The sequence below is a fragment of the Paenarthrobacter sp. TE3676 genome (assembly GCF_056279165.1).
The window spans coordinates 426,197-449,140 of record NZ_JBWBQU010000003.1; the positions used below are offsets into that span (position 1 = coordinate 426,197).

18 protein-coding genes, 2 tRNA genes and 1 pseudogene are annotated in these 22,944 nt (G+C 62.6%); 15 read left to right on the forward strand and 6 right to left on the reverse strand.

Annotated features, from left to right (window positions below; genetic code table 11):
• Positions 1-40: 40 nt before the first annotated feature.
• Complete coding sequence (locus ACZ881_RS09535) at positions 41-661, forward strand: TetR/AcrR family transcriptional regulator (protein ID WP_476114630.1); 621 nt, start codon at positions 41-43, stop codon at positions 659-661.
• Positions 662-720: 59 nt separating this feature from the next.
• On the opposite strand, the pseudogene ACZ881_RS09540 reads toward ACZ881_RS09535, so the two are convergent.
• The 4 genes and pseudogenes from ACZ881_RS09540 to ACZ881_RS09555 all read right to left on the reverse strand — a co-directional run bounded on the left by ACZ881_RS09540 (position 721) and on the right by ACZ881_RS09555 (position 5,391).
• Positions 721-1,895 (reverse strand): annotated as a pseudogene (locus ACZ881_RS09540) (acyl-CoA dehydrogenase family protein).
• Between the two features lie 42 nt (positions 1,896-1,937).
• On the reverse strand, positions 1,938-3,464 hold the full coding sequence (locus ACZ881_RS09545; RefSeq protein ID WP_091469113.1) for an APC family permease: 1,527 nt from the start codon (positions 3,462-3,464) through the stop codon (positions 1,938-1,940).
• Positions 3,461-4,666 (reverse strand): glutathionylspermidine synthase family protein, encoded by a 1,206-nt coding sequence (locus ACZ881_RS09550; protein WP_091469111.1) that lies wholly within the window; start codon positions 4,664-4,666, stop codon positions 3,461-3,463. The genes ACZ881_RS09545 and ACZ881_RS09550 overlap by 4 nt, the downstream gene beginning before the upstream one ends.
• A gap of 2 nt (positions 4,667-4,668) precedes the next feature.
• Positions 4,669-5,391: a Tat pathway signal protein gene (locus ACZ881_RS09555; protein ID WP_476114636.1), complete on the reverse strand. Its 723-nt coding sequence runs from the start codon at positions 5,389-5,391 to the stop codon at positions 4,669-4,671.
• A 152-nt stretch (positions 5,392-5,543) separates the two neighbouring features.
• Here ACZ881_RS09555 and ACZ881_RS09560 point away from each other — a divergent pair, with 152 nt between their 5' ends.
• The 9 genes from ACZ881_RS09560 (at position 5,544) to ACZ881_RS09600 (ending at position 14,474) form a co-directional block, all read left to right on the forward strand.
• Entirely contained in the window at positions 5,544-7,097 is a 1,554-nt protein-coding gene (locus ACZ881_RS09560; protein ID WP_476114638.1) for a sensor histidine kinase, read from the forward strand.
• Positions 7,094-7,768: a response regulator gene (locus ACZ881_RS09565; protein WP_091469103.1), complete on the forward strand. Its 675-nt coding sequence runs from the start codon at positions 7,094-7,096 to the stop codon at positions 7,766-7,768. The genes ACZ881_RS09560 and ACZ881_RS09565 overlap by 4 nt, the downstream gene beginning before the upstream one ends.
• A gap of 32 nt (positions 7,769-7,800) precedes the next feature.
• Positions 7,801-8,457 carry an MOSC domain-containing protein gene (locus ACZ881_RS09570; RefSeq protein ID WP_179019652.1) on the forward strand — a complete coding sequence of 219 codons (657 nt, stop codon included), beginning with the start codon at positions 7,801-7,803 and terminating at the stop codon, positions 8,455-8,457.
• Positions 8,458-8,851: 394 nt separating this feature from the next.
• Positions 8,852-11,008, forward strand: a complete 2,157-nt coding sequence (locus ACZ881_RS09575; protein ID WP_091469101.1) for a DEAD/DEAH box helicase — start codon at positions 8,852-8,854, stop codon at positions 11,006-11,008.
• Between the two features lie 213 nt (positions 11,009-11,221).
• The gene (locus ACZ881_RS09580; protein ID WP_476114641.1) at positions 11,222-11,728 is read left to right on the forward strand and encodes a LysM peptidoglycan-binding domain-containing protein; all 507 of its coding nucleotides are present in this window, start codon (positions 11,222-11,224) and stop codon (positions 11,726-11,728) included.
• Positions 11,729-11,880: 152 nt separating this feature from the next.
• Positions 11,881-11,952, forward strand: a tRNA-Thr gene (locus ACZ881_RS09585).
• A 61-nt stretch (positions 11,953-12,013) separates the two neighbouring features.
• Positions 12,014-12,087 (forward strand) — tRNA-Met (locus tag ACZ881_RS09590).
• Positions 12,088-12,152: 65 nt separating this feature from the next.
• On the forward strand, positions 12,153-12,809 hold the full coding sequence (locus tag ACZ881_RS09595) for an SDR family oxidoreductase (RefSeq protein ID WP_091469097.1): 657 nt from the start codon (positions 12,153-12,155) through the stop codon (positions 12,807-12,809).
• Between the two features lie 93 nt (positions 12,810-12,902).
• Entirely contained in the window at positions 12,903-14,474 is a 1,572-nt protein-coding gene (locus tag ACZ881_RS09600) for a Na+/H+ antiporter (protein WP_178997262.1), read from the forward strand.
• 11 nt (positions 14,475-14,485) lie between these two features.
• Here the strand turns inward: ACZ881_RS09600 and ACZ881_RS09605 are convergent, their stop codons facing one another.
• Positions 14,486-15,709 (reverse strand): ROK family protein, encoded by a 1,224-nt coding sequence (locus ACZ881_RS09605; RefSeq protein ID WP_476114644.1) that lies wholly within the window; start codon positions 15,707-15,709, stop codon positions 14,486-14,488.
• 239 nt (positions 15,710-15,948) lie between these two features.
• Between ACZ881_RS09605 and ACZ881_RS09610 the strand changes: the two genes are divergently transcribed.
• The 5 genes from ACZ881_RS09610 (at position 15,949) to ACZ881_RS09630 (ending at position 21,866) form a co-directional block, all read left to right on the forward strand.
• Positions 15,949-17,238 carry an ABC transporter substrate-binding protein gene (locus ACZ881_RS09610; protein WP_476114646.1) on the forward strand — a complete coding sequence of 430 codons (1,290 nt, stop codon included), beginning with the start codon at positions 15,949-15,951 and terminating at the stop codon, positions 17,236-17,238.
• Between the two features lie 24 nt (positions 17,239-17,262).
• Positions 17,263-18,192, forward strand: coding sequence for a carbohydrate ABC transporter permease (locus ACZ881_RS09615; RefSeq protein ID WP_364306880.1), 930 nt, complete (start codon positions 17,263-17,265; stop codon positions 18,190-18,192).
• A complete protein-coding gene (locus ACZ881_RS09620) occupies positions 18,192-19,052 on the forward strand; it encodes a carbohydrate ABC transporter permease (RefSeq protein WP_476114650.1) in 861 nt (286 codons plus the stop codon). Before ACZ881_RS09615 ends, ACZ881_RS09620 begins: the two co-directional genes overlap by 1 nt.
• 77 nt (positions 19,053-19,129) lie before the next feature.
• Positions 19,130-20,884, forward strand: a complete 1,755-nt coding sequence (locus ACZ881_RS09625) for a glycoside hydrolase family 13 protein (RefSeq protein WP_476114653.1) — start codon at positions 19,130-19,132, stop codon at positions 20,882-20,884.
• Positions 20,885-20,906: 22 nt separating this feature from the next.
• Complete coding sequence (locus tag ACZ881_RS09630) at positions 20,907-21,866, forward strand: aldo/keto reductase (RefSeq protein ID WP_476114656.1); 960 nt, start codon at positions 20,907-20,909, stop codon at positions 21,864-21,866.
• 96 nt (positions 21,867-21,962) lie between these two features.
• On the opposite strand, the gene ACZ881_RS09635 is transcribed toward ACZ881_RS09630, so the two are convergent.
• Complete coding sequence (locus ACZ881_RS09635; RefSeq protein ID WP_476114658.1) at positions 21,963-22,895, reverse strand: TauD/TfdA dioxygenase family protein; 933 nt, start codon at positions 22,893-22,895, stop codon at positions 21,963-21,965.
• Between the last annotated feature and the right edge of the window lie 49 nt (positions 22,896-22,944).

The window sequence follows — 22,944 nt, forward strand, 5'->3', positions numbered from 1 at the left end:
TTCATAGTGAAGCCGTAACACGCATGTACACTGGCTAGCCATGACCACAAAGGACGTGGGTCGCGCAGCGCGGCGGGGCCCCTACGCGAAATCCGAAGAACGGCGCCGGACCATCCTGGATGCTGCCCATGAGGTGTTTGCTGCCCACGGCTATCGTGGCGGATCCCTCCAGGATGTTGCCGACAAGGTGGGGCTAAGCCAAACCAGCCTGCTGCACTATTTCCCGTCCAAACGCGATCTCCTGATGGCAGTCCTGGAGCGCCGCGACGAAATCACCGGCGATGCCTTCCCGGACGACATGGAAGATGGCTTGGTTGACTCAGTGATCCGGACGGCGCTGTTCAACGAGAACATTCCAGGCGTGGTTGAGCTGTACAGCGTTCTGTGCGCGGAGTCGGTCACCGATTCGCACCCGGGGCGGGTCTACTTCACCGAACGGTTCGAACGCCTCCGCAAGAGCTATGCCCGGCGGTTCGCCGAGCTGGCTGCCCAGGGCAGGCTCCGACCCGGCGTGGATCCTGAATTGGCTGCCATGTCCCTGGTTGCCTTGTGGGACGGGCTGCAGACGCAATGGTTGCTGGCCCCCGAGGAGGTGGACGTGGTGAAGGGCCTGCGTGGCTACTTCAATCTGGTGGTCCTCCCCGAACCCTCACCCAACTAGGTAACAGCAAACGTCCCACTGAGCGGTCTAACCGACATGTGCTGTTACCTAGTTGGGGGCTAGCCGCGGAAGGCCCCGATGCCCGTGATGTGCTGGCCCAGGATCAGCGTGTGAACCTCATCTGTGCCCTCGTAAGTCCGCACGGATTCCAGATTGTTGGCGTGGCGCAGCGGTGAGTAGTCCAGTGTGACTCCGTTACCGCCCAGGATGGTGCGCGCCTCGCGGGCAATTTTGATGGCCTCGCGGACGTTGTTTAGCTTGCCCAAGGAAATCTGCTGGGGCTGGAGGTGGCCGGCGTCCTTCAACCGGCCCAGGTGAAGGGCCAGCAGGGTGCCCTTCTGGATCTCCACCAACATGTTCACCAGTTTCTCCTGCGTCAACTGGTATCCGGCCAGCGGGCGGCCGAACTGGAGTCGGCTTCCGGCGTACTCCAAAGCAGCTTCGTACGAGTCCCGGGCAGCGCCCATGGCGCCCCACGCGATACCGTAGCGCGCCTCGTTCAGGCAGGAGAACGGTCCTCGAAGTCCAAGCGCACCCGGGAGGATGGCCTCGGCGCCCAGCCTCACGCCGTCGAACTTCATATCGCATTGAATGGACGCGCGCATGGAGAGTTTCGGCTCAATGGGCGTCGCGGTTACACCCGGCGTTCCGGCGGGAACAAGGAACCCGCGGAGTCCGTCCTCAGTGTTTGCCCACACCACCATGACGTCCGCGATCGAGGCGAGGCCGATCCACCGCTTGGCACCGTCCAGGACCCAGCCATCGGCGGTTTCGCGGGCAAACGTTGTCATGGACGCCGGTCCGACCCCGCCGTCGGCTCCGTCAGGGCGAAGCAGCCGATCAGCTCGCCGGCAGCCATCCGCGGCAGCCACTGCTCTTTCTGCGCCTCCGAACCCCACTTGTGGATCGCCGTCATGGCAAGGGAGCCCTGCACCGAGACGAACGTGCGGATCCCCGAATCGCCGGCCTCCAGTTCCATTGCCGCAAGGCCATACTCGACGGCGGTCCTCCCGGGACAGCCGTAGCCTTCCAAGTGCATGCCCAGGACACCGAGCTCGCCCAACTCCGGGGCGAGCTCGCGTGGGAAATGAGCGTCCTCGTACCAGCGTGCGATGTTCGGACGGATCCGTTGCGCTGTGTAGTCGCGGACCCGGTCGCGGAGGGCCAGCTCGTCCACAGCCAGCAGGGAATCGAGGGCAAGGACGTCGGAGGTGTTCGTCGTTGAATCGCTCATTCCAGCATCCTAGGCGGCTAACCCGCCGCCCGGCAGCACAGCCTACTCGCCGCGGACCGCCCCGACGTCTGCGCGTTCGCCCGTGAAGTAGCCCTTGGTGGAGGGCGCGAAGCGGCACACGATGGCCAAAACGACGCCCAGAGCGAGCAGCAGCACGCCGCTCACGAACGCCCCGCCAATGCCAAAGATCTGCGTATCACCATAGGCCGGGTCCCACATCTGGACTGCGGAGATGAAGAACGCCACGGTAAGGGACAGCGCACCGAGGAACGGCAGGATGCCCCGGAACCACAGGTTCCGTGCCGAGTCCCGGAGCGTAGAGCGGAAGAACCATACGCAGGAGAAGCCGGTCAGTGCGTAGTAGAACGCGATGAACAGGCTGATGGCGCTGATGGAGTCCGAGAGCAGGTTTTCGCTCAGGAAGCTCATGGCCACGTAGTACACCACGGCCACCGCACCCATCACCTGAGTGGAGAAGCCCGGCGTCATGAAGCGCTCGTGTACCTTGCCGAAACGGGGAGGAAGCGCGCCGTGGACACCCATGGACAGGGTTCCGCGGGCAGTCGGAAGGATGGTGGTCTGCGTGGAGGACAGTACGGACGCCAGCACGGCCACGATGATCAGCCAGCCCCAAGGACCCAATACGACGTCCTTCATGGCCAGGAAGACGTCGTCCTGGTTGGCTTCGTTGCCCAGCCCGATACCGTCGGTACCGATCGTGGCGTACATCATCACCAGGAGGGCCACGGAAACGTAGATCGCCACCAGGACAGAGGCCGAGATCACGGCGCCGCGGCCGGGGGTCTTGGCCGGGTTTTCGGTCTCCTCGTTGAGCGCCAGGCACGTGTCCCAGCCCCAGTAGATGAACAGGGCGAGCAGGACACCGTGGACCACGGCACCGGGATCGGCAAAGGCGCCGGCCGGGTTGAACCACTCGAAGTCGAAGGCCTGCCCTTCAGGCGCTCCACCGGCGATCCGGAAGACGATGGCCACCGCGAAGATGCCCAACGAGATGTACTGGATATAGGTCAGGGTGCGCTGGACATGCTCGCCCAGCCGGATTCCGCGATGGTTCACGTACGTCATGAACACGATGAACAGCACGCCGGTGGCGGTCACGAGCCACGTGTTATCGGCCAGGGAACCGTCGCCGATCAACAGCCACAGATACTTGCCCGCGATCTGCGCCAGGTTGGCCAGCACCACCACGCCCGCAAGTGCCACGCCCCAGCCGCCCAGCCAACCGGCCCACGGCCCGAAGGCCTTCCGGGCCCAGAAGAACGTAGTGCCGCAGTCGGGCATGGCGCTGTTGAGCTCACGGAACGCGTAGGCGATGAACAGCACCGGGATGAAGCCGAGGATCAGGATCAGGGGAGTGTAGTTGCCGTTGACGGCAACAATGAGGCCCAGCGTTGCCGCCAGTGAGTAGACGGGCGCGGTGGATGCAAGGCCCAGCATGACGGAGTCGCCAAGGTCCAGGATCCCGGCGTGGAGGCCTTTGGAAGGTACGACGGCGGTACGGTCGCCGCCCGCTGAGCCGCCACCCGGCGTCGAGGTTTCAGTGCTCATAGTGCAGCTCCGTAGGAAGTAGCAGGGGGCGCGATGGGCGCCGGGGAGTCGATGGTGTTGGGTACAAAGCGGCAGAAATAGTCCGTGATGGGTCCGTCGGATTCCCGGATGCCACACCCCACGGATTCGCCATCCACTACCCAGAGACCCAGTACCGGGTGGTTCCCGTCGAAGTCGGGGAGGGAATGGTACTGCTGGAAGCACCAGCCTTCGCGCCCGTAACCACCGGGCTGCTGGATCTCGATGCCCGGGGCGTGGATGCGGATGTTGTCGCCCTCCCGTCCGTGCAGCGGCTTGGCTACCCATTCTTTGAGGGGACCAGGATCGCCCAGGTAGGCGGGAAGCAGATTCTCGTGGTTGGGGTACAGATGCCACAGCGCAGCCAGCAAGGCTTTGTTGGACAGCAGCATCTTCCACGCCGGTTCAACCCAGCGGGGGTTGTGGGCACGCTGGAAGAGACGCTGTCCGAAGGGCTCCTTCATCATCAGTTCCCACGGGTACAGCTTGAACATGGTGCTGATCATGAAGTTGTCCAGGTCCACGAACCGGTTCAGGTTGGGGTCCCAGCCAATATCGGACATGTTGATGCCAATGGTGGTCCACCCGCCTTGGCTTGCGACATCGCGCATGTAGGCCGCAGTCATCCAGTCCTCGCCGGATTCCTCCGCCTCCGAGTGGGCAACGTGCAGGGTGCTCATGCCGGTGCGGAACTGAAGCTTCTTCCACTGGCGGATCAGGGCCTCATGGATTCCGTTCCACTGGTCCTTCTCCGGGAAGACATCCTGCAGCCAGAACCACTGGGCCACGGACGCTTCGATCAGGCCGGTGGGGGTATCGGCGTTGTACTCCAGCATCTTTGCCGGGCCGCCCTTGCCGTCATAGATGAAGTCGAAGCGACCGTAAATGTCCATGTCGGCGGCCAGCAGTGATTCGCCGGCGAGTTCCAACGCCTGCTGCCCGATGCCGATATCGCCCATGGCCCCGGTGGCGAGGTACTTTGCGGCCTCCAAGCACATGATGTGCATGTCCTCGGCCGTTTTCTCCAGGGTTTCCACCTCGTCCATGGTGAATTCGTAGTAAGCCGATTCGTTCCAGTATTCGATTTTCCGGCCATCGGGCATGGTGGTTGTGGAAAATACCAAGCCCTGTTCCTCGATCTTTTGCTTCCAGTCCGGCCTGGGCTCGGAGAGCAGTCGACGCACGCCTAGCCTCCCGAGCTTCCGCCGCTTTTGGAGCTGCTGCCGAAGCCGCCGCGGCTCACCGTGCCGCCCTTGGTGCTGTAACCCTTGGAAGTCTTGGCGTCCGTAGGCACGTTCTTTGTATAGCTCGGGTAGGAACTGCGGTTCTGGCCCACGGCGGGCACACTGGCTCCGCGTGAGTAGAAGTACCAGGCGTAGACGCCTGAGCTGCGGCCCGCCGAGCTGCTGTTGTCGCACTGGTTGTCGTCGACGCGCTCGCCGGTTTCCTCATTGAAACAGACCTGCGCGTAGTCAGCTTCCTTCTCGTTGCTGGCCACGATCGCGGTGATGGTTCCCGCCAGGAGGGCAGTTACACCCAGACCCACGACGACGGTGCGGCGCTGCGAGCGCTTTTTCTTCTTTGCTGCCTCGGCTTCACCGCGTTCGCGTTCTTTGGCGAAAGGGTCGACCACGGGGAGGGGCTGGCCGGGCTGGGGCGTCCCGGCCGGGAATGCCCCGCCCTGCGGTGCCCCGGCGGGAGTTTTCTTCCTCTTACCGGTGCCCCCGTTGCCGGGGCCGCCTTGCGCCGGGTCGTTTTTCACGGGCGTGAACAGCTCAGGATGCAGCTCGGGTTTGGGTACCTGCCATGGAGGAGGCTTGGGCTGGTTGTTGCCCGCTCCGAAGTCGCCGTTGTTGTCCCTGCCGCTGCCGTTGTTGCCGGCTGCGTCAGGGCTGTCTTTCGGGCCCATGTGTATCCCCCTGGATAGACCGTTGAAGTGTCCGGCGCCACGCCGGACCAGAATGCTCAGAGCAAGCCTAGTCCTTGTGCGCGGTGCAGGCACGGGTGACAGCCGTAAATGGGAAGAAGTCCCCATCTACGGAACCATGTAAGGATGTAGCCATGCCGGGACCAGAAGCACACAGCAACGTCGACGACGGCGTGCTGCTGCGGCTTCCGCCGGTCCGCGGCATTGGCTCCGCCCGGGTCATCACTGGCCTGGTGTTGGCCGTCCTGTTACCGCCCGGCATTGAACTCATGGTCACTGTCCTCGGGTTCCGCAACTTCGCCATGATCATGCTGTTGCAACTGGCAGTAGCTGTTGCGGTGGCGGCCATCGGTGGTTTGTGGCCGGCAGTGGTCGCCGCGGTGCTGGGCAGCTTCCTCCTTAACTACTTCTCCGCCGACCCCGTTGGTTCCCTGTCCATCGCCGATCCCACCACGTTGTTCACGCTGGTGGTTTTCCTTGCGGTGGCCTGTGGGGTGGCGCTCGCCGTGGGCCTCGCAAGCCGCCGTGCCCAGGAGGCGGCTCGCTCCGGAGCCGAGGCCACGGCGCTCAGTGGGCTCGCCCTGCAAATCCTTAGCTCGGATGGAAGCTTGGAAGCGTTTCTTGAAAAAGTGCGCAGCAACCTGGGCATGGAGGCAGTAACGCTCCTGGGTTCGTGGGGCCAAGGTTCATCAGGTCAGACGCCCGGAGCCTCGGGTACGGCGTCAGCCGGTACCCAACCCGAGTTGCGTGTCCTGGCGAGTGCCGGCCCGAATCCGCCGTTGACCCATGCCGCCGCCGACCACACCGCCGTCGTCGATCCCCATTACACCCTGCTGTTGCGCGGCGGACCGTTATCAGCGCAACGCCAACGGATGTTGGCTGCGTTCGGGGCTTTCGTGGTGGCTGTCCGGGAGAGGCAGCAGCTGGTGAAGAGCCGGCGGGATAACGTGCGGTTGGCCGAGGGCAACAAGATGCGGACGTCCATCCTGCGCGCTGTGTCGCATGACCTTCGGACTCCCTTGGCCGGGATCAAGCTCGCTGTCAGCAGCTTGCGCCAGGAGGATGTGCATTTTCCGCCGGATGTTGAGCGCGAGTTGCTGGAGACCATCGAGGATTATGCGGACCGACTGGACCATTTGGTGGACAACCTCTTGGACATGTCGCGGATCACGGCGGACGCGGTGAATCCGCTCTTGAGCGGGATTGTGTGGGCGGAGGTGCTGCCGCAGGCGCTAAGGGGGATTCCCCGGGAGCGGCTGCGCAACGAGCTCCCGCCCAACCTTCCTCCGGTGCAGGCCGACGCCGGAATGCTTGAGAGGGTGGTGGCCAACATCGTGGAGAATGCCGTGAAGTACGCGCCCGACTCCGACGTCGTCCTCACCGCCCGTGCGGGTGCGGGCATCACGTTGGGGGACCGGCCCGCCAGCGAACTGAGAATCATCGATCACGGCAGCGGAGTAGGGCAGAAGGAAGTGGTGGATATTTTCCAACCTTTCCAGCGCTTTGGTGATTCGCCGTCGCCTGCGATCGGAGGCGGAACCAGCGCCGGCGGCGGGATTGGACTGGGACTGGCCGTCGCGAAGGGTTTCAGCGAGGCCATGGGTGGCAGGCTCGCAGCGGAGCCGACGCCGGGTGGCGGGCTGACCATGGTGGTCACCTTGCCGCTGTGGACCGGGGGCCCGCAATGACGCTGGTGCTGATCGTCGAGGACGAAGCCCGCATCGCCAGGGCCATGCAGATCACCCTTCAAGCCCATGGCTACCAGGCACTGACGGTGGGAAATGGCGCCGACGCCCTGCAAGCCGCTGCCAAGCAGCCCGTGGAGATCGTGGTGCTGGACCTTGGCCTGCCGGACATGGACGGGGTGGAGATCATCAGACGCATCCGCGGCTGGAGCAGTATGCCCATCATTGTGCTGTCCGCCCGGCATGCCTCGGAGGACAAGGTTGAAGCGCTCGACGCCGGTGCGGACGACTACGTGACCAAGCCTTTCGGTTTGGATGAGCTGCTTGCGCGGCTTAGGGTCGCTTCGCGCCGGGTTGTGACCGAACATGAGGAACCAACGCTGGCCACCACGGACTTCATGGTTGACCTGGCGGGCAAGAAGATTCTCAAGGATGGCTCGGAAGTGCGCCTGACGCCCACGGAATGGAACATCCTGGAGTTGCTGGTCCGTAATAAGGGCAAGCTCGTGAGCCAGCAGCAGATCCTCACTCAGGTATGGGGACAGGCGTACGCGAAGGAAACACAGTACCTGCGCGTATATATAGCCCAGCTACGGCGAAAGCTGGAGCGGGATCCTGCCGAGCCCCGGCATCTGCACACGGAAGCCGGTATGGGCTACCGATTCGATCCTTAATCTTGGAGCTGCCCGTCCGTACACTGGTGATCATGAACACCGCATCCCTCCTTGCCGTCTGCCGTGTCCACCAGTTGCTGCCCGATCCCGAGGGGAGTGTGGGAGTCACGGGCATGGACAAGCGTCCGGTGGAAGGGCAAGTCAAGGTTCACAAACTTGGGCTTCACGGGGACGTGCAGGCGAACCGGGTGGACCACGGCGGTGAAGACCAAGCCCTGTACGCATACTCGCAGGCGGATGCGGACTATTGGGCGGGCGAGTTGCAGCGGGAGTTGCCTGCCGGCGTCTTCGGAGAGAACCTTCGCGTGGCTGGAATCGAAACCACCGGCGCGGTCATCGGCGAACGTTGGAAGATTGGCCTGGATGTGGAGCTGGAAGTCACGTCCCCGCGCGTACCGTGCGCCACTTTCCAGCGGGTGATCGGCGAAGCCCAATGGGTGAAGCGCTTCACGCAGGCCGGCCGGGTTGGGACGTACCTCCGGGTGATCAAGACAGGCACGATTTCCGCGGGGGACCACATTCACCGCACCTTCATCCCCCAACACGGCATCACGGTGGGTCAGTGGTTCAGTGAGCCCACTCCTGAACTGGTACAGATCCTGCTGGATGCGGACGCCGATGGGGAGATCCGTTTGCAGGAGGATTACCACCCGGTCTTCGAAAAGGTGCTCCGGAGAAACGGGCTCTAGAACCTTGGCGGGGGAGCCTTCCAAGCCGGTGTGAACAAGCTCACCCGGCCTTCGAGGACTCTCAACTCGCGGTGATGGGCCTCTGTGCCCTACACTTGAAATATCCCCCACTCCGGAAATCCCTTTATCCTGCCCAATTCTTGAGGCAGGACTGGTAAGTGTTGGGGCCCGCAAATGTGTGCGGGCATTTTCATAGGGAGAGCCGGCTAAAGAAAACGCTGTACAGACTGCTGGGATAGCAGCCAAGAGATGCAGCGGGAAGTCCTGCCATGGGATTGCGATAGCGCCGGACTTCTTGCGAAAGCAGGGCACCTTTTCCTGTTTCTCGCGACGAGTAATGCGGCCAGCCCAACCGGGCCGCGCCGACTGCCCTATGGATGAGGAATTTCCCCCTATGACCGAAAATCTCAACGAAAACTTCGACGCCAACACTGCTGAGTCCGCTGATGTAGCAGAGACCTCCGCACCCGCCGAAGCTGAAGCACCGGCTGCTGCCGCTGCCCCCGTCGAGACCGCTGCAGCCGAGACTGCAGCCCCCACCTTCACTGAAGCTCCTGCCCCCAAGGCAGAAGAAGAGGAAGAAGAAGGCGTCCGCTTCGTCGATCTTGGCATCGACGGTCGCGTTCTGGCCGCCCTGCAGGACGTCGGCTACGAGAAGCCGTCTCCCATCCAGGCCGCCACCATCCCGCTGCTCCTCGAAGGCCGCGACGTAGTTGGCCTCGCTCAGACCGGTACCGGCAAGACCGCAGCTTTCGCTGTTCCTGCCCTGTCCCGCCTGGCCGAACTTCATGACCTCAACGGCCCGTCCCGCAAGACCCAGGCCCTGGTCCTGGCTCCGACGCGTGAACTGGCTCTCCAGGTTGCCGAGGCTTTCACCTCCTACGCCAAGCACATTGATGATTTCACCGTGCTTCCGGTTTACGGTGGCTCGGCTTACGGTCCCCAGCTCGCAGGCCTGCGCCGAGGCGCACAGGTTGTTGTCGGTACCCCCGGCCGCGTGATCGACCACATCGCCAAGGGTTCCCTGGACCTTTCGGAACTCCAGTACCTGGTACTGGACGAAGCTGACGAAATGCTGCGCATGGGCTTTGCCGATGACGTAGAGCAGATCTTCCAGCAGACTCCGGAAACCCGCCAGGTTGCGCTGTTCTCTGCCACCATGCCGGGCCAGATCCGCCGCATGTCCAAGCAGTACCTGAACAACCCGGCCGAGATCTCGGTGAAGTCCAAGACCACCACCGGCGCCAACACCAAGCAGCGCTACCTTCAGGTCATGGGCCCGCACAAGCTGGACGCCCTGACCCGCATCCTCGAGGTTGAAGAATTCGACGGCGTTATCGCCTTCGTGCGCACCAAGATGGCTACCGAGGACCTGGCTGACAAGCTCAAGGCCCGCGGTTTCCAGGCTGCCGCCATCAACGGCGACATCCCGCAGCAGCAGCGCGAACGCACTGTGGACGCGCTGAAGGAAGGCCGCATCGACATCCTGGTTGCTACCGACGTCGCGGCCCGTGGCCTTGACGTTGAGCGCATCAGCCACGTGATCAACTACGACATCCCCCACGACACCGAGTCCTACGTGCACCGCATTGGCCGTACGGGCCGTGCAGGCCGTTCCGGCGATGCCATCCTGTTCATGACGCCGCGTGAAAAGTACCTGCTGCGTTCCATCGAAAAGGCCACGCGTCAGCCGGTGGAGCAGATGCACCTGCCTACCGCCGAGACCGTCAACACTCTTCGCCTGGGCAAGTTCGCCGAGCGCATCACCGAGACCCTCGAGTCCGAGGATGTTGCAGCGTTCCGCGACCTCATCTCCTCCTACGAAGAAGAGCACAACGTTCCGGCATCGGAAATCGCTGCAGCCCTGGCCGTCATGGCCCAGGGTGGACAGCCGCTGCTGGTCAAGGAACTGCCTGCCGCTCCTGAGTACCAGAAGCGCGAGCGCTCCAAGGACGGCTTCGGCTCACGTGGCCCGACCCGTGCACTGACCGAGGGCAACGCCACCTACCGGATCTCCGTGGGACGCCGCCAGCGCGTCATGCCGGGTTCGATCGTTGGCGCCATTGCCAACGAAGGCGGCATCTCCTCCGCACAGATCGGCGGCATCGACATCCGCTCGGACCACTCCCTGGTGGAGCTCCCGGCAGACTTGAGCGCCGATCAGTTGCGCGCACTGTCCCGCACCCGTATCGGCGGCGAGCTGATCAACCTTGAGCTGGATAACGGCCGCAAGCCCAGTGGCGACCGCGGCAGTTACTCCGGTGGTGGCCGTGGTGGCTATGGCGACCGCGAGAACCGTGGCGGCGGAAACTTCAAGGGCGCCGGTGGATTCAAGAAGGACTTCCGCAAGTCCGACGGCGAGCGTACCTCCGCTGACCGTGGCGGCCGCTCCTACAGCGACCGTTCCGAGCGCACCGCAGGCAGCTACGGCGACCGCGATCGCGGCCAGGCCAGCGGTTCACGCTTCGGCGGTCACGGTGACGGCGCCCGCAAGCCCCGCACCGGTGGAGAAGGCGCAAACCGCGACTTCAACCGCAAGGGCAAGTGGTAAACACTCTCTGGGTGATCATCACTGAGTAGTTCCCGTGAGGGGGTCGGCTTTCGAGCCGGCCCCCTCACGCGTTTAACGCTTCACTCCGGTTCTTGTTCGCTGTGCACGCCCTTGTGCGGCTCGGATTTCGAACAGGACCGGGTTCCATGGGGCCGGGCTCGGCCGTACGATCGAGGCACGGCTGAACGCAAGCAGAAATCAGGAGGGTGCTCCATGGGATTGCTGGACAACGTGAAGAAGAACCTGGGCTTCGGCGGCAAGGACGCTGGTGAAAGCGAGGCAGCTCCAGTAGGCCAGGGTGCGGCGAACCCGGTGCCGGTAGACCAGAGTGCGGCGAGCCAGGCAGCAGAGGATGCTGCCGCCGTCGAGGTTTCCGCTGCGGACAAGGCCGCTGCGGAGGCTGCAGCCGTGCAGGCAACCCAGCAGCAGGCGGCTGCGGACGCCGCAGCAGCGCAGGAGGCCGAGCAGGAGGGCTTGGAGCCCGAGGCCCCGGAAGTCCAGCTGCGGGCGCAGGAGGCCGCCTCAGAGGCCGCCGCAGGGACCGGTCTGCCGGGTCCGGTGGCGCCGCGGGTCACGGAGGTCGTGGTGGAGCAGGGGGACACCATGGACGGAATCGCTGCGCAGTACGGCGTGGACCTTGGAGCCCTCATCGCCACCAACGCAGATACGGTGCCCAATCCGGACAGGATCTACCCTGGCCAGGTGCTTCGGCTGCCCTGATTCGATCCGCCAAAAACGCCGACGGCGGTTGCCTGCGTCGCGAAAAATGGATCAGGAAATCTGCATCTTCGCAAATTGTGTCGGCGCCGCTTTTCCGCGTTTTTTCGCCGATTTGTAGCTTCCGAAAACGTCCGGTAGAGTATTTACTCGTTGCCCCCCTAGCTCAGTGGTAGAGCGCGTTCTTGGTAAGAACGAGGTCACCGGATCGATTCCGGTGGGGGGCTCTGGATGAGGGCCTGTGTCAAGGCGGTTTTGACCGGCTTGACACAGGTTTTTCTCATTCGTGGCGGTGTAGCTCAGTTGGTTAGAGCGCACGACTCATAATCGTGAGGTCGGGAGATCGAGCCTCCCCACCGCTACAGAGCAAGACCCCGCAGCATTCGCCTGCGGGGTCTTTTTTCATTCTGTGGGACAGAATGGGTCCATGAGCCGAATCGCAATCATTGGCGGCCACGGGAAAGTGGCCCTGCATCTGTCCCGCATTCTGAGTGGCGAAGGTCACGACGTCACGTCTTTCATCCGAAATCCCGATCATGTGGCAGATGTCACGGAGACCGGCGCAACCGCTGAGGTGCTGGACGTGGAAAATTCGACGACGGCGGAACTCGCCCAGGCGTTCAAGGGCCACGACGCCGTGGTCTGGTCGGCCGGGGCCGGCGGAGGCAATCCTGCCAGGACCTACGCCGTTGATCGTGACGCAGCCATCCGCTCCATGGACGCGGCGGCCGAAGCCGGCGTCAAGCGATATGTGATGGTGTCCTACATCGGAGCCTCCACGGATCATGGCGTCCCGGAAGACCACCCGTTCTTTGCCTATGCCGAGGCCAAAGCGGCGGCAGACGACTACCTGCGCAGCACTGCCCTCGACTGGACTGTTTTGGGCCCGGGAACTTTGACGGACGAACCTGCCACCGGTCTGATCGAAACGGATCCAGCCAACCCCGGCAATGGCACGGAGACTTCCAGGGCCAATGTTGCCTTGGTGGCAGCGGCCGTCCTGGAACTCCCGGGGACCATCCGCCGGACCATCGCGTTCAAGGATGGTACCGACGATGTTGTAGACGCCCTCACGGAGGACTGACTCAGCGCTGCCTGTTCCGCCGGGATATGTTGGTAGGGAACTTTTTCGGCTTGGCCTGGGGAAGTGCCGCACAACCTCTGGGGAAGCAGGAAAATGGATCAGTTGGCGCTCATTGTCGGGTTGCTGCTTGCAACGGTGGTGGCAGTGGGCCTGGGGGATAGGCTCCGGCTTCCCTACCCTGTCCTGATGCTGCTTCTGGCTGTTGCCCTCACCTTCATTCCGGGTTTTCCCGAGTTTGAGATCTCGCCTGAACTGATCCTGCCCATCTTCCTTCCGCCCTTGCTTTTCGCAACAGCGCAGAAGAGTTCCTGGGCTGTTTTCCGCGTCCGCTGGCGGACACTGCTGCTGATGGCTGTGGCCCTGGTAGTGGTGTCCACGGCAGTGGTGGCTGGCGCTGCGTGGCTCATGATTCCGGGCATCGGTATCCCGGCTGCCATTGCCTTGGGTGCGATGGTGGCCCCGCCGGACCCCGTTGCCGTGGAGTCCGTAGCTGGCCGCGTGCACATGCCCCGCCGGCTCATTACCGTCCTTCAGAGCGAAGGGCTCTTCAACGACGCCGCGGCAATCGTGATCTTCCAGGCAGCGGTGGCAGCGACAATGTCGGGCAAGGACGTGGGCCCGGAAGTCGTTCCACAGTTTGTCATCGGCGCTGCGCTGGCTGTTGTGATTGGCATCGCGATGGGATGGCTGACCAAGTTCATCACCAAGCTGGTCACCTCCATGGTTGCCCGCAGCGCCGTGACTTTGGTGGTTCCTTTTGCCGCCTACATCCTCGCGGAAGAGCTCCACGCCTCAGGTGTGGTGGCCGTCGTCGTTACCGCTTTGGAATTGCAGCGTCATACGCGGCCGCAGGACGCTGCGGAGCGGATTACGCGCACCGCCTTCTGGGACGTGGTGGAGCTCCTGGCCACAGGGCTGGCCTTTGGGCTGGTGGGGCTGGAGATCCGTCACGTCATCCGGGATGAAGGCACCGCCATATTCGGGATGATCGGTATGGCCGTGGTGATCTGCATCCTGGTGTTCGTGGTGCGCTTCCTCTGGCTTGGCCTCCTCGCCCTCACCGCACGTAAACGCAGAAACCTGTTGCAACCAACGTCGCCCAAGGAAGTGCTGATCCTGACTTGGTGCGGCATGCGCGGCCTGGCCACACTGGCCCTTGCTTTGGCCCTCCCCATGACCTTGCCGGATGGCAGCGACTTCCCGGCCCGTCACGAGATCCTGGTGATTGCCTGCGCGGTGCTCCTGGCCACCTTGGTCCTCCCCGGCCTGACTCTGCCGTGGCTCATGCGCGTCCTGGATGCGACGGAGGACGGATCACATGAGCAGGACGCAGCAAAGGTCCTTGCCAAGCGGGCCCAGTCGGCGGCGGTGGCTGCTTTGAAAGACCATGACCTCATGAAGGAACTTCCCGCCGAGAAGGTGACCCTGGTCAAGGAAAAGATGCGCCGCCTCCACGCCGAGCTGTTGGATGGCACGCTGCAGAACGAATCCGTGGCTGAGAAGCGCAAGCGTGGACGGGAACTGTCCATCGCAGTGCAGACCATCGCCCTGGATGCCGCCCGCCAGGAAGTGGTGGCAGCCCGCAACGAGCCAGGCACCGACCCGGAAGTGGCTGACAGGGTCCTCCGGCAACTTGACCTGCGGACGATGTCAATGCCGGACTAGGTCGAGCCGGATCAGCCCGCGGCAACCTGCTTTGACAGTGAAGCCGGGTAGAGATCCAGTGCATTCTCTTCTACGTAGTCCAACGCGTGGCGGATCGCGCCGAGGGACACAATGCCATCTCCCAAAGTTGATGTTGCCAGGCGTGGGGGAGTGAAGGTGAAGTCGGGCACCTGCTTTTCCATGGCTGGGATCAGGGTCTGGGCAGAGGCTGCGACGGCTCCGGCGATAACCACCAGCTCGGGATTGACCAGCGTACTGATGGAGCCAATCACCCGGGCCATGCGGTGCGCCATACGGTCCATGACCTTGCGCGCTGCGTGGTCGCCTTCCTTTGCCGCCCTGAAAACCATCTCTGCCGTCAGGGCTTCGGGATCACCACCGCACAGTGCCCGCAGGTTGGTTTCCGCGCCGGAATCGAGGGCTTCCCGGCCCCATAGGGTTGCGTAGTGGGCGATGCCGTAGGTGTCGCCCACACCATCCACGTTGTCCAGGTATCCCAGCTCGCCAAAACCACCAACCTGCCCGTGGAGCAAACGGCCGGATTCGAGGATTCCGGACCCCAAACGGTCGCCGGCGAGCATGACTACCAGGTTGTCGACCCCCTGTGCGCTGCCCTGCCAGCGTTCTGCGAGGGCTGCGAGGTTGGCGTCGTTTTCCAAGAGTACGTGCCAACCGTGGCGCTCGGATACGATCTTGCGGACATCGAACGATTTCCAGAATTCCTGCGCCCGGAGGACCTCGCCCGCGCGGCTGACCGGCGCAGCCACGCCAACAGACACGGCTAGGACAGAGTCGGCAAATACGCACGCCTTCTCCAAGGCCTCTGCCGCTATGCTGTCCAGCACGTCTGCGCGTTCATTGGCCGGAACGTTATAGGCACGGAAAGGCATCGTGACTTGGGACAAGGGCGTACCGGCCATGTCCGCCACAATCGCTGTGATCTTGTTGGCACCTATGTCAATGCCGATCACGCTGGCCGCACTGTCATCAAATGCGAAGCGCCGCGCAGGCCTGCCCTTGACGTAGTCACCGGCTCCTCGCTGGTTCTCCAATTCCTGAAGCCAGCCGAGCCGGACCAGTTCGTCGCAGATCGAAATGACGGTGGCCCGTGAGAGCCCCGTGGCGGCCATCAGCTCGGTGCCGGTGACGATGCCGGCGCCGCGCATGGCTTTGAGCATGGCGCTGGCGTTGACCCTGCGTACCAGTTGCGTTGACGGTGCGGTCCCGGCCTGCATTCGGAGCTCCCACTTCTCAGCCGCCCTATCGGAGTGATAGAGCGGTCTCTCTAAATTTAGTACATAAATTTAGATGACGACGCATTTCGGCAAGCTCTTGACCCTGTGGCGGGCATCACTCACCATGGTTAGCGATAGGGCGTAAATTTAGCTCCTATCTAAACTTCGGGTGGCGATGCGCATGGTCCGCCGCACGATGATGATGCGGCCACTGAGGTCCGCACGACGAAAGGGCTACGGTGTCTGTGAAATCGACACGCAGGAAACGCTTTGCAGCAATGGGCCTGGGCTTGGCACTGCTCGCCGGCCTACTCTCCGGCTGCACCGGGGACCCAGGTGATAGCGGGAACTCGGACAAGGAGACAATCCGCTTCACGTTCAGCAAACGGGAAGCCATCGGCTTCATGACCAAACTTGTTGCCGACTACAACGCGTCCCAGGACGAAACCGAGGTGGTACTCGACACTTCCGGCGTCGACGTCGTGTCTGCGAGTTTCGTTCGCGGCAATCCGCCGGACATCGCCCTTGCCAACTACAACATGGAGACGTCCCGGTTCGTCCAGCGCGGAGCGTTGAGCGACTTGTCAGGGACGGAGGCGGCATCCCGCATCCGCGAGGACCTCCGGCCGCTCATGGAACAGTACGGTTCGTATCCCGGACGGACCAGTGCCCTGCCGTATTCGGTCATGGCGTCCTCCGTGATCTACAACAAGGAAATCTTCGCTGCCAACAACCTTGCCGTGCCCACCACCTGGAGCGAATTGATCGCGGCGTGCGAAACGCTGAAAGCTGCTGGAGTAACGCCGTTTTATGCCACCTGGAAGGATGACTGGACTATCGCCCAGGGGTGGTTTGACTACTCGGTAGGCGGGCAGGTGGACACCCTTGACTTCTTCAAGAAGCTTGAAGCTGAAGGCGTGGACGTCGGGCCGGAGTCTTCGGTGTCATTCCAAAAGGATTTTGACCAGCCCGTCCAGAAGATGTTGACGCTGGCAAAGAGCTACGTAAACAAGGACGCTGCGAGTCGGGCGTACGGCGACGGCAACCTGGCGTTCTCGCAGGGCAAGGCTGCTATGTATTTGCAAGGCCCGTGGGCCTTCAGCGAGATCGCCAAGACCGCCCCCGGCCTGAAGCTCGGAACCTTTCCGCTGCCGATGACTGAGGACCCCAAGGACTTGCGCGTCCGCGTCAATGTGGACCTCGCGGCCTGGATTCCGGAGGCGTCCAAGCACAAGGACGCTGCCCGAGGCTTCCTCGAGTATTTGTACCGGCCCGAGGTGATTGATGCCTACAACAAATCGCAGCTGGGTTTCACGCCCACCAAGGAGACCGCAAACGTCCCGGACCCTCGGATTGAGGGAATGGTGGAGTACTACGACAACGGCAAGGTCTATCAGGGTCCCTCGGTGCTCGTTCCCCGCACCATCCCCATCATGAACTACACGCAGGCAATCGTGTTCGGCGCACCCCCTGCATCCACCCTCCGCACCCTCGACGCAGATTGGGCGCGCCTGGCGTTCCGCCAGTAGTGCAGACCATAGGGAGTCAGCTACATGTCCACCATCACCACCCCAACCACGTCCAAGCAAGGTCTTCAAAAAAACGGTCACCCGGCCCCACGCAGCAGGCGGCGCGTTGAACCGATCTTCTACCTTTTCCTGGTCCCCAGCCTCATCCTGTTCACGCTGGCCATCACGATTCCCGGCATCATGGGCATCTTCTTCAGTTTCACGAACTCCATTGGAATCGGTGACTGGGAGTTCATCGGCCTCACCAACTACATCGCGATCTTCAGCGACCCGGCGATCCTGCAGAGTTACCTCTTCACTTTCGGGTTCTCCATCGTCACCGTGATCGCGGTCAACGTGGTGGCTTTCCTCCTCGCCGTCGGGCTCACGTCGCGCATCCGGATGAAGTCGGCGCTCCGGACCATCTTTGTCATCCCCATGGTGGTTTCCGGCATCATCATCGCCTACGTCTTCAACTTCCTGTTTTCGAACTCCCTGCCGTCGCTTGGAGCCGCGACAGGGATTCCTTGGCTGGAAAGCAGTCTGCTCGCCAACCCGGACCTGGCATGGATTGCGATCGTGATGGTTACGGCCTGGCAGGCCGTTCCCGGCGCACTGCTCATCTATATTGCAGGCCTTGTGGCCGTCCCAGGAGATGTCTATGAGGCCGCCGACATCGACGGCGCGAGCAAATTCCAGCAGCTTCTGAAGATCACGCTTCCGCTGGTGGCGGGGTACGTGGTCATCAACATCATTCTCGGGTTCAAGGGCTTCCTCAATGCCTACGACATCATCGTCGGGCTGACGAACGGAGGCCCGGGAACCTCCACCAGGAGCATCGCGATGACTGTCATTTCCGGCTTCAACGGCGGCGATTACGCCTATCAGATGGCCAACGCAACGATCTTCTTCGTGGTCGCCATCCTCATCTCTCTCGTACAGCTCTCGCTGACTCGCGGACGGAATGCACTGTAATGACCAACCAACTGATGACCAAAAAATCCAGCTCCAAAGTTGAACGCGTCAACTGGCCGGCAACCACCGTCCTCGTTCTTTGTGCAGTGACTGTGCTTCTTCCCCTGTATGTCACGCTCTCCATGGCTTTCAAGACCCAGGGGCAGGCGGTGGATGGCAATGCCTTCTCCTTCCCCGCACCCTTTAGCCTCGAGGGCTTCGTCCAGGCCTGGACCCTGACGAACTTCCCGGTGGGAGCCGCGATGTCGCTGCTGGTGACGGCGGGGACCGTCTTTGCCACGATCATCCTGGCCGCCTTCGCCTCCTACGCGATCGTGCGCAACTGGGAGCGGCGGCTTTTCAGGTACTCGTTCTTCTATCTTCTGGGCGCAATGTTCATTCCCTTCCCCGTGGTTGCGCTGCCGCAGATCCAGCTCACGGGCCGGCTCGGCCTGGACAACCCGTTCGGCGTGATCCTGCTGGCCACCATGTTCCAACTGAGCTTCAGCGTCCTGCTCTTCACCGCGTTCCTCCGTTCGATCCCGATGGAACTGGAAGAGAGCGCCAGGATTGATGGCGCAACCACGTGGCAGACCTTCTGGAAACTGATTTTCCCGTTGCTGGCGCCAATGAGTGCCACCGTTGGGATCTTCGCGTTCCTCTATGCATGGAACGACTTCATGATGCCGTCGCTGATTATTTCCGATCCGGCAATGCAGACGCTGCCCGTGCGGCAGAACCTTTTCCAAACGCAGTTCAGCAACAACTATCACGTGTCCTTCGCGTCCTACCTGATGGCGATGGCGCCGGCCATTGTTGCCTACCTCTTTACGCAGCGCTGGGTCATGGCCGGCGTGACACAAGGTGCCGTAAAGGGCTAGCCGTTGTTGACCTTCCCGGACCGGGCATTCCATACTGGTCCGGAAGATAAATTTAGATTCTAAATCAAAGGAGTTTCGTGAGCACTTCCGCCACTCAGGCACACCGTACCGACGTCCACCGCATGTCTGATCCGATCTGGTGGCGCCAAGCGGCCGTCTACCAGATCTACCCGCGCAGCTTCTACGATGCCAACGGTGACGGCCTCGGAGACATCAAGGGCATCACGGCCAAAGTTCCGTACCTGAAGGAGCTGGGGATCGACGCCGTCTGGCTGAGCCCGTTCTACCCGTCGGCGCTCGCGGACGGCGGCTATGACGTGGACGACTACCGCAACGTGGACCCGAAGTTGGGAACCCTTGAGGACTTCGACGAAATGGCAGCAGCCCTGCACGCCGCAGGCATCAAGATCGTGGTGGACATCGTTCCCAACCACTCCTCCGACCGCCACGAGTGGTTCAAGGAAGCGCTGGCATCACCCAAGGGTTCTGCGGCTCGCGACCGCTATATCTTCCGCGACGGCAGGGGCGAAAACGGCGAGTTGCCGCCGTCGGACTGGGACTCCGTCTTCGGCGGACCTATCTGGGACCGCATCACCGAACCCGACGGCACGCCGGGACAGTGGTACCTGCACATCTTTGCCAAGGAGCAGCCGGACTTCAACTGGGAGAACCCGGAGATCCGGGAGGACTTCCTCAAGACACTGCGTTTCTGGTCCGACCGTGGCGTGGACGGCTTCCGCATCGACGTGGCCCACGGCATGGCCAAGGATCTTTCCGAGCCGCTGCCCATGAAGGCCGATTTGGAAGCCAAAGCCCACGGCACCGATGGTTTCACAGATGGTTCGCACCCCTTCTGGGACCGCGACGAAGTCCACGAGGTCTACGCCGAGTGGCGGAAGCTCTTCAACGAGTACAACCCGCCCCGCACCGCCGTTGCCGAGGCTTGGGTGCACGAGTCACGCCGTGCCCGCTACGCCAGCCCCGAAGGACTGGGCCAGGCGTTCAACTTCGACCTCCTGCAGTCCGATTTCGACGCCGGGTCGTTCAAGAAGATCATCACGGACAACCTGGTAGCGGCCAAGGAATCGGGAGCATCCTCCACGTGGGTCTTCTCCAACCACGACGTCGTCCGCCACGCCACCCGTTACGGCCTGCCCAAGGGCGGTTCCGTAGCGCAGGGAACCAACGCGGCGCAGGACATTACCGGCGGCAAGCCCAAGGGCCAGGACGGCAAGGGGTGGCTGCTGGCCGGCGCGCCGGCGGAAGAGCTCGACGTCGAACTTGGCTTGCGTCGTGCACGCGCCGCGACGCTCTTGCTGCTTGCGCTCCCTGGTTCTGCCTACCTCTACCAGGGTGAAGAGCTTGGGCTGCGTGAAGTCTCGGAAATTCCTGACTCTGAACGCCAGGACCCGTCCTTCTTCCGGAACCCCGGCGTCGAGATTGGCCGTGACGGTTGCCGTGTGCCGCTGCCGTGGACCGCAGAAGGTGCTTCCTTCGGTTTCGGTGCGGGCAAAGCACACCTCCCGCAGCCGGAGTGGTTCAAGGACTACGCAGTCTCCAGGCAGGAGGGCGTGGAAGGTTCCACCCTTGAGCTCTACCGCAAGGCACTGGGCTTGCGCAGCGAACTCCAAACCGACGAGGAACTCGAGTGGGTGGAAACCGGCAACCAGGATGTGCTGCACTTCAGCCGCCCCGGAGGCTGGCACACAGTGACCAACTTCGGCAGCGAGCCTGTGGAGCTTCCGGAAGGTGACATCGTGGTGACAAGCGGTCCGTTGGAGGACGGTAAACTGCCGTCCGACACCACTGCTTGGGTTGTCCGCAAAGCCTAAGGGCCGCGGTGATACTGAAAGCATGACTGTTGCGAACGGGCGGGGACGCCTCATTTACGGCTGCATGGGACTCGGCGGCCCTTGGGACGGCACGTCCTACGGGGCTTCGGAGATCGATCAGGCAGCCGCGGTGATTGAAGCTGCGCAAGGGATTGGCATTGAGCTTTTCGACCATGCGGATATCTATCGCAGCGGAAAGTCCGAGGCCGTCTTTGGTGAAGTCCTCGCCCGTTCGCAGGGTCTGCGCGACAAGGTCCAGCTTCAGACCAAATGCGGGATCAGGCTGGGGGAGCGCGGACTGGAGACGCATTACGACCTCAGCCGTGACGCCATCCTTGAACGGGTCCATGAAAGCCTGAAGCGGCTCCAAACGGACTACGTGGACGTACTGCTCCTGCACCGGCCCGATCCGTTGATGGACCCGCGCGAGGTGGCGGACGCCGTCGGACAGCTCATGGCGGAAGGCAAAGTGCGGCAGTTGGGTGTGTCCAACATGTCCGGCGCTCAGATCGCCTTCCTGCAGGACAGGTTGGAGGTGCCCATCGTGGCGAACCAGCTGGAAATGAGCCTGCTTCGCCGTGGCTGGCTGGAGAGTACCGTGTTGGTCAACCATGCGGAGAGTCTGGAATACAGCTTTCCGCACGGGGCTCTTGAGCACTGCATGGCCAAGGGAATTGAACTGCAGGCATACGGGTCGTTGGCCCAGGGGCGCTATACAGGTGCGCCGTCCGCGGAGCATTCGCCGGCCGAGTCGGCTACCGCGGATATGCTCGAAAAATTGGCGGGGGAGAAAAGCACCACGCCGGAGTCAGTACTGCTGGGTTGGCTCATGAAGCACCCGGCCAGGATCTCGCCGGTAGTGGGAACCACCAACCCTGCCCGGATCGCTGCCTGCGCCGATGCCGCCTCCGTGGCTGCCGGCATGACCCGTGCCGAGTGGTACGGACTGTGGGTGGCAGCGCGGGGAAACAACATCCCCTAACCCCGGTTTTAACCCAACTGAGTCGCAGTTGTGCGCGTTATAACGACTCAAAACGCGCTTAACTGCGACTCAGTTGGGTCACAACAGCAACACATACTACGAGGCGCCGCTGATCGGAGCGACCACGGAGTAGGTGCTCGAGTCACCCTGGATGGCCTGGCTGGGTTTGCCATCGATGCTGACGGGAATGTCGCCCGCTATGGTCACGCGGTTGAGCTTGCGGGGCTGGCCGTCGTAGTTGTCCGGTGCATAGTGCTGGGTGATGCGGTTATCGAACAGGACCACCTGGTTGGGCTCCCAGTTCACCCGGACCACGTTCTCCGGACGCGTCACGTAGGCCTGCAGCAGGCGGATGATGTCCTTGGATTCGGTGTTGGACAGGCCCACGATCCTGAGCCGCTGCGCGAAGCCCCCAATAAACAATCCGCGCTCGCCGGTCAAAGGGTGGACCCGCACCACAGGGTGGGCGGTTTCGAACTTCAGCCGGGTGAATTCCTTGCGTCGTTCTTCCGCGTTGGAGTGCTCAAGGTTCTTGGGCACCGAGTAGTCGTAGTCGTTGGTGTGGATGGCCCACAGGGTGTCCGCGAAGTTCCGCAACTCTTCCGGGAGGTCCTGGTAAGCCCCGGCCGAAGACGCGATGAGCGTCTCGCCACCGTAGGCGGGGAGATCGATGCTGCGCAGTGTGGAGGCCTGCGGCGGGTTGACCACGAAAGTGACGTCCGTGTGCCAATTGTTGGCCGAGCCATTCTCGCTGTCCACGGGCAGGACATTCTCTTCGCCGTCCACCGAAGCGACCGTCGGGTGCGCCTTGGTGAGCGGGCCGAAGTGGCTGGCGAACTTCACCTGGGCTTCGTCCGTGAGAATGTTGGCCTCGCGGAAAACGAGTGCCTTGTGCTCGTTCAGGGCTGCCCGGATCTGCGCAACAGTTTCTTCACCCAGGTCGCCGCTGATGTCCAGGCCACGGATTTCGGCGCCGATACGGGAGCCGAGTTTGGCGAACTCGAGTTTGGTTTCGGTAATGACGGTCATGACGTGTTCCTTACTTGTTGAGATGGATCATGTTGAGATGGATCTTGTT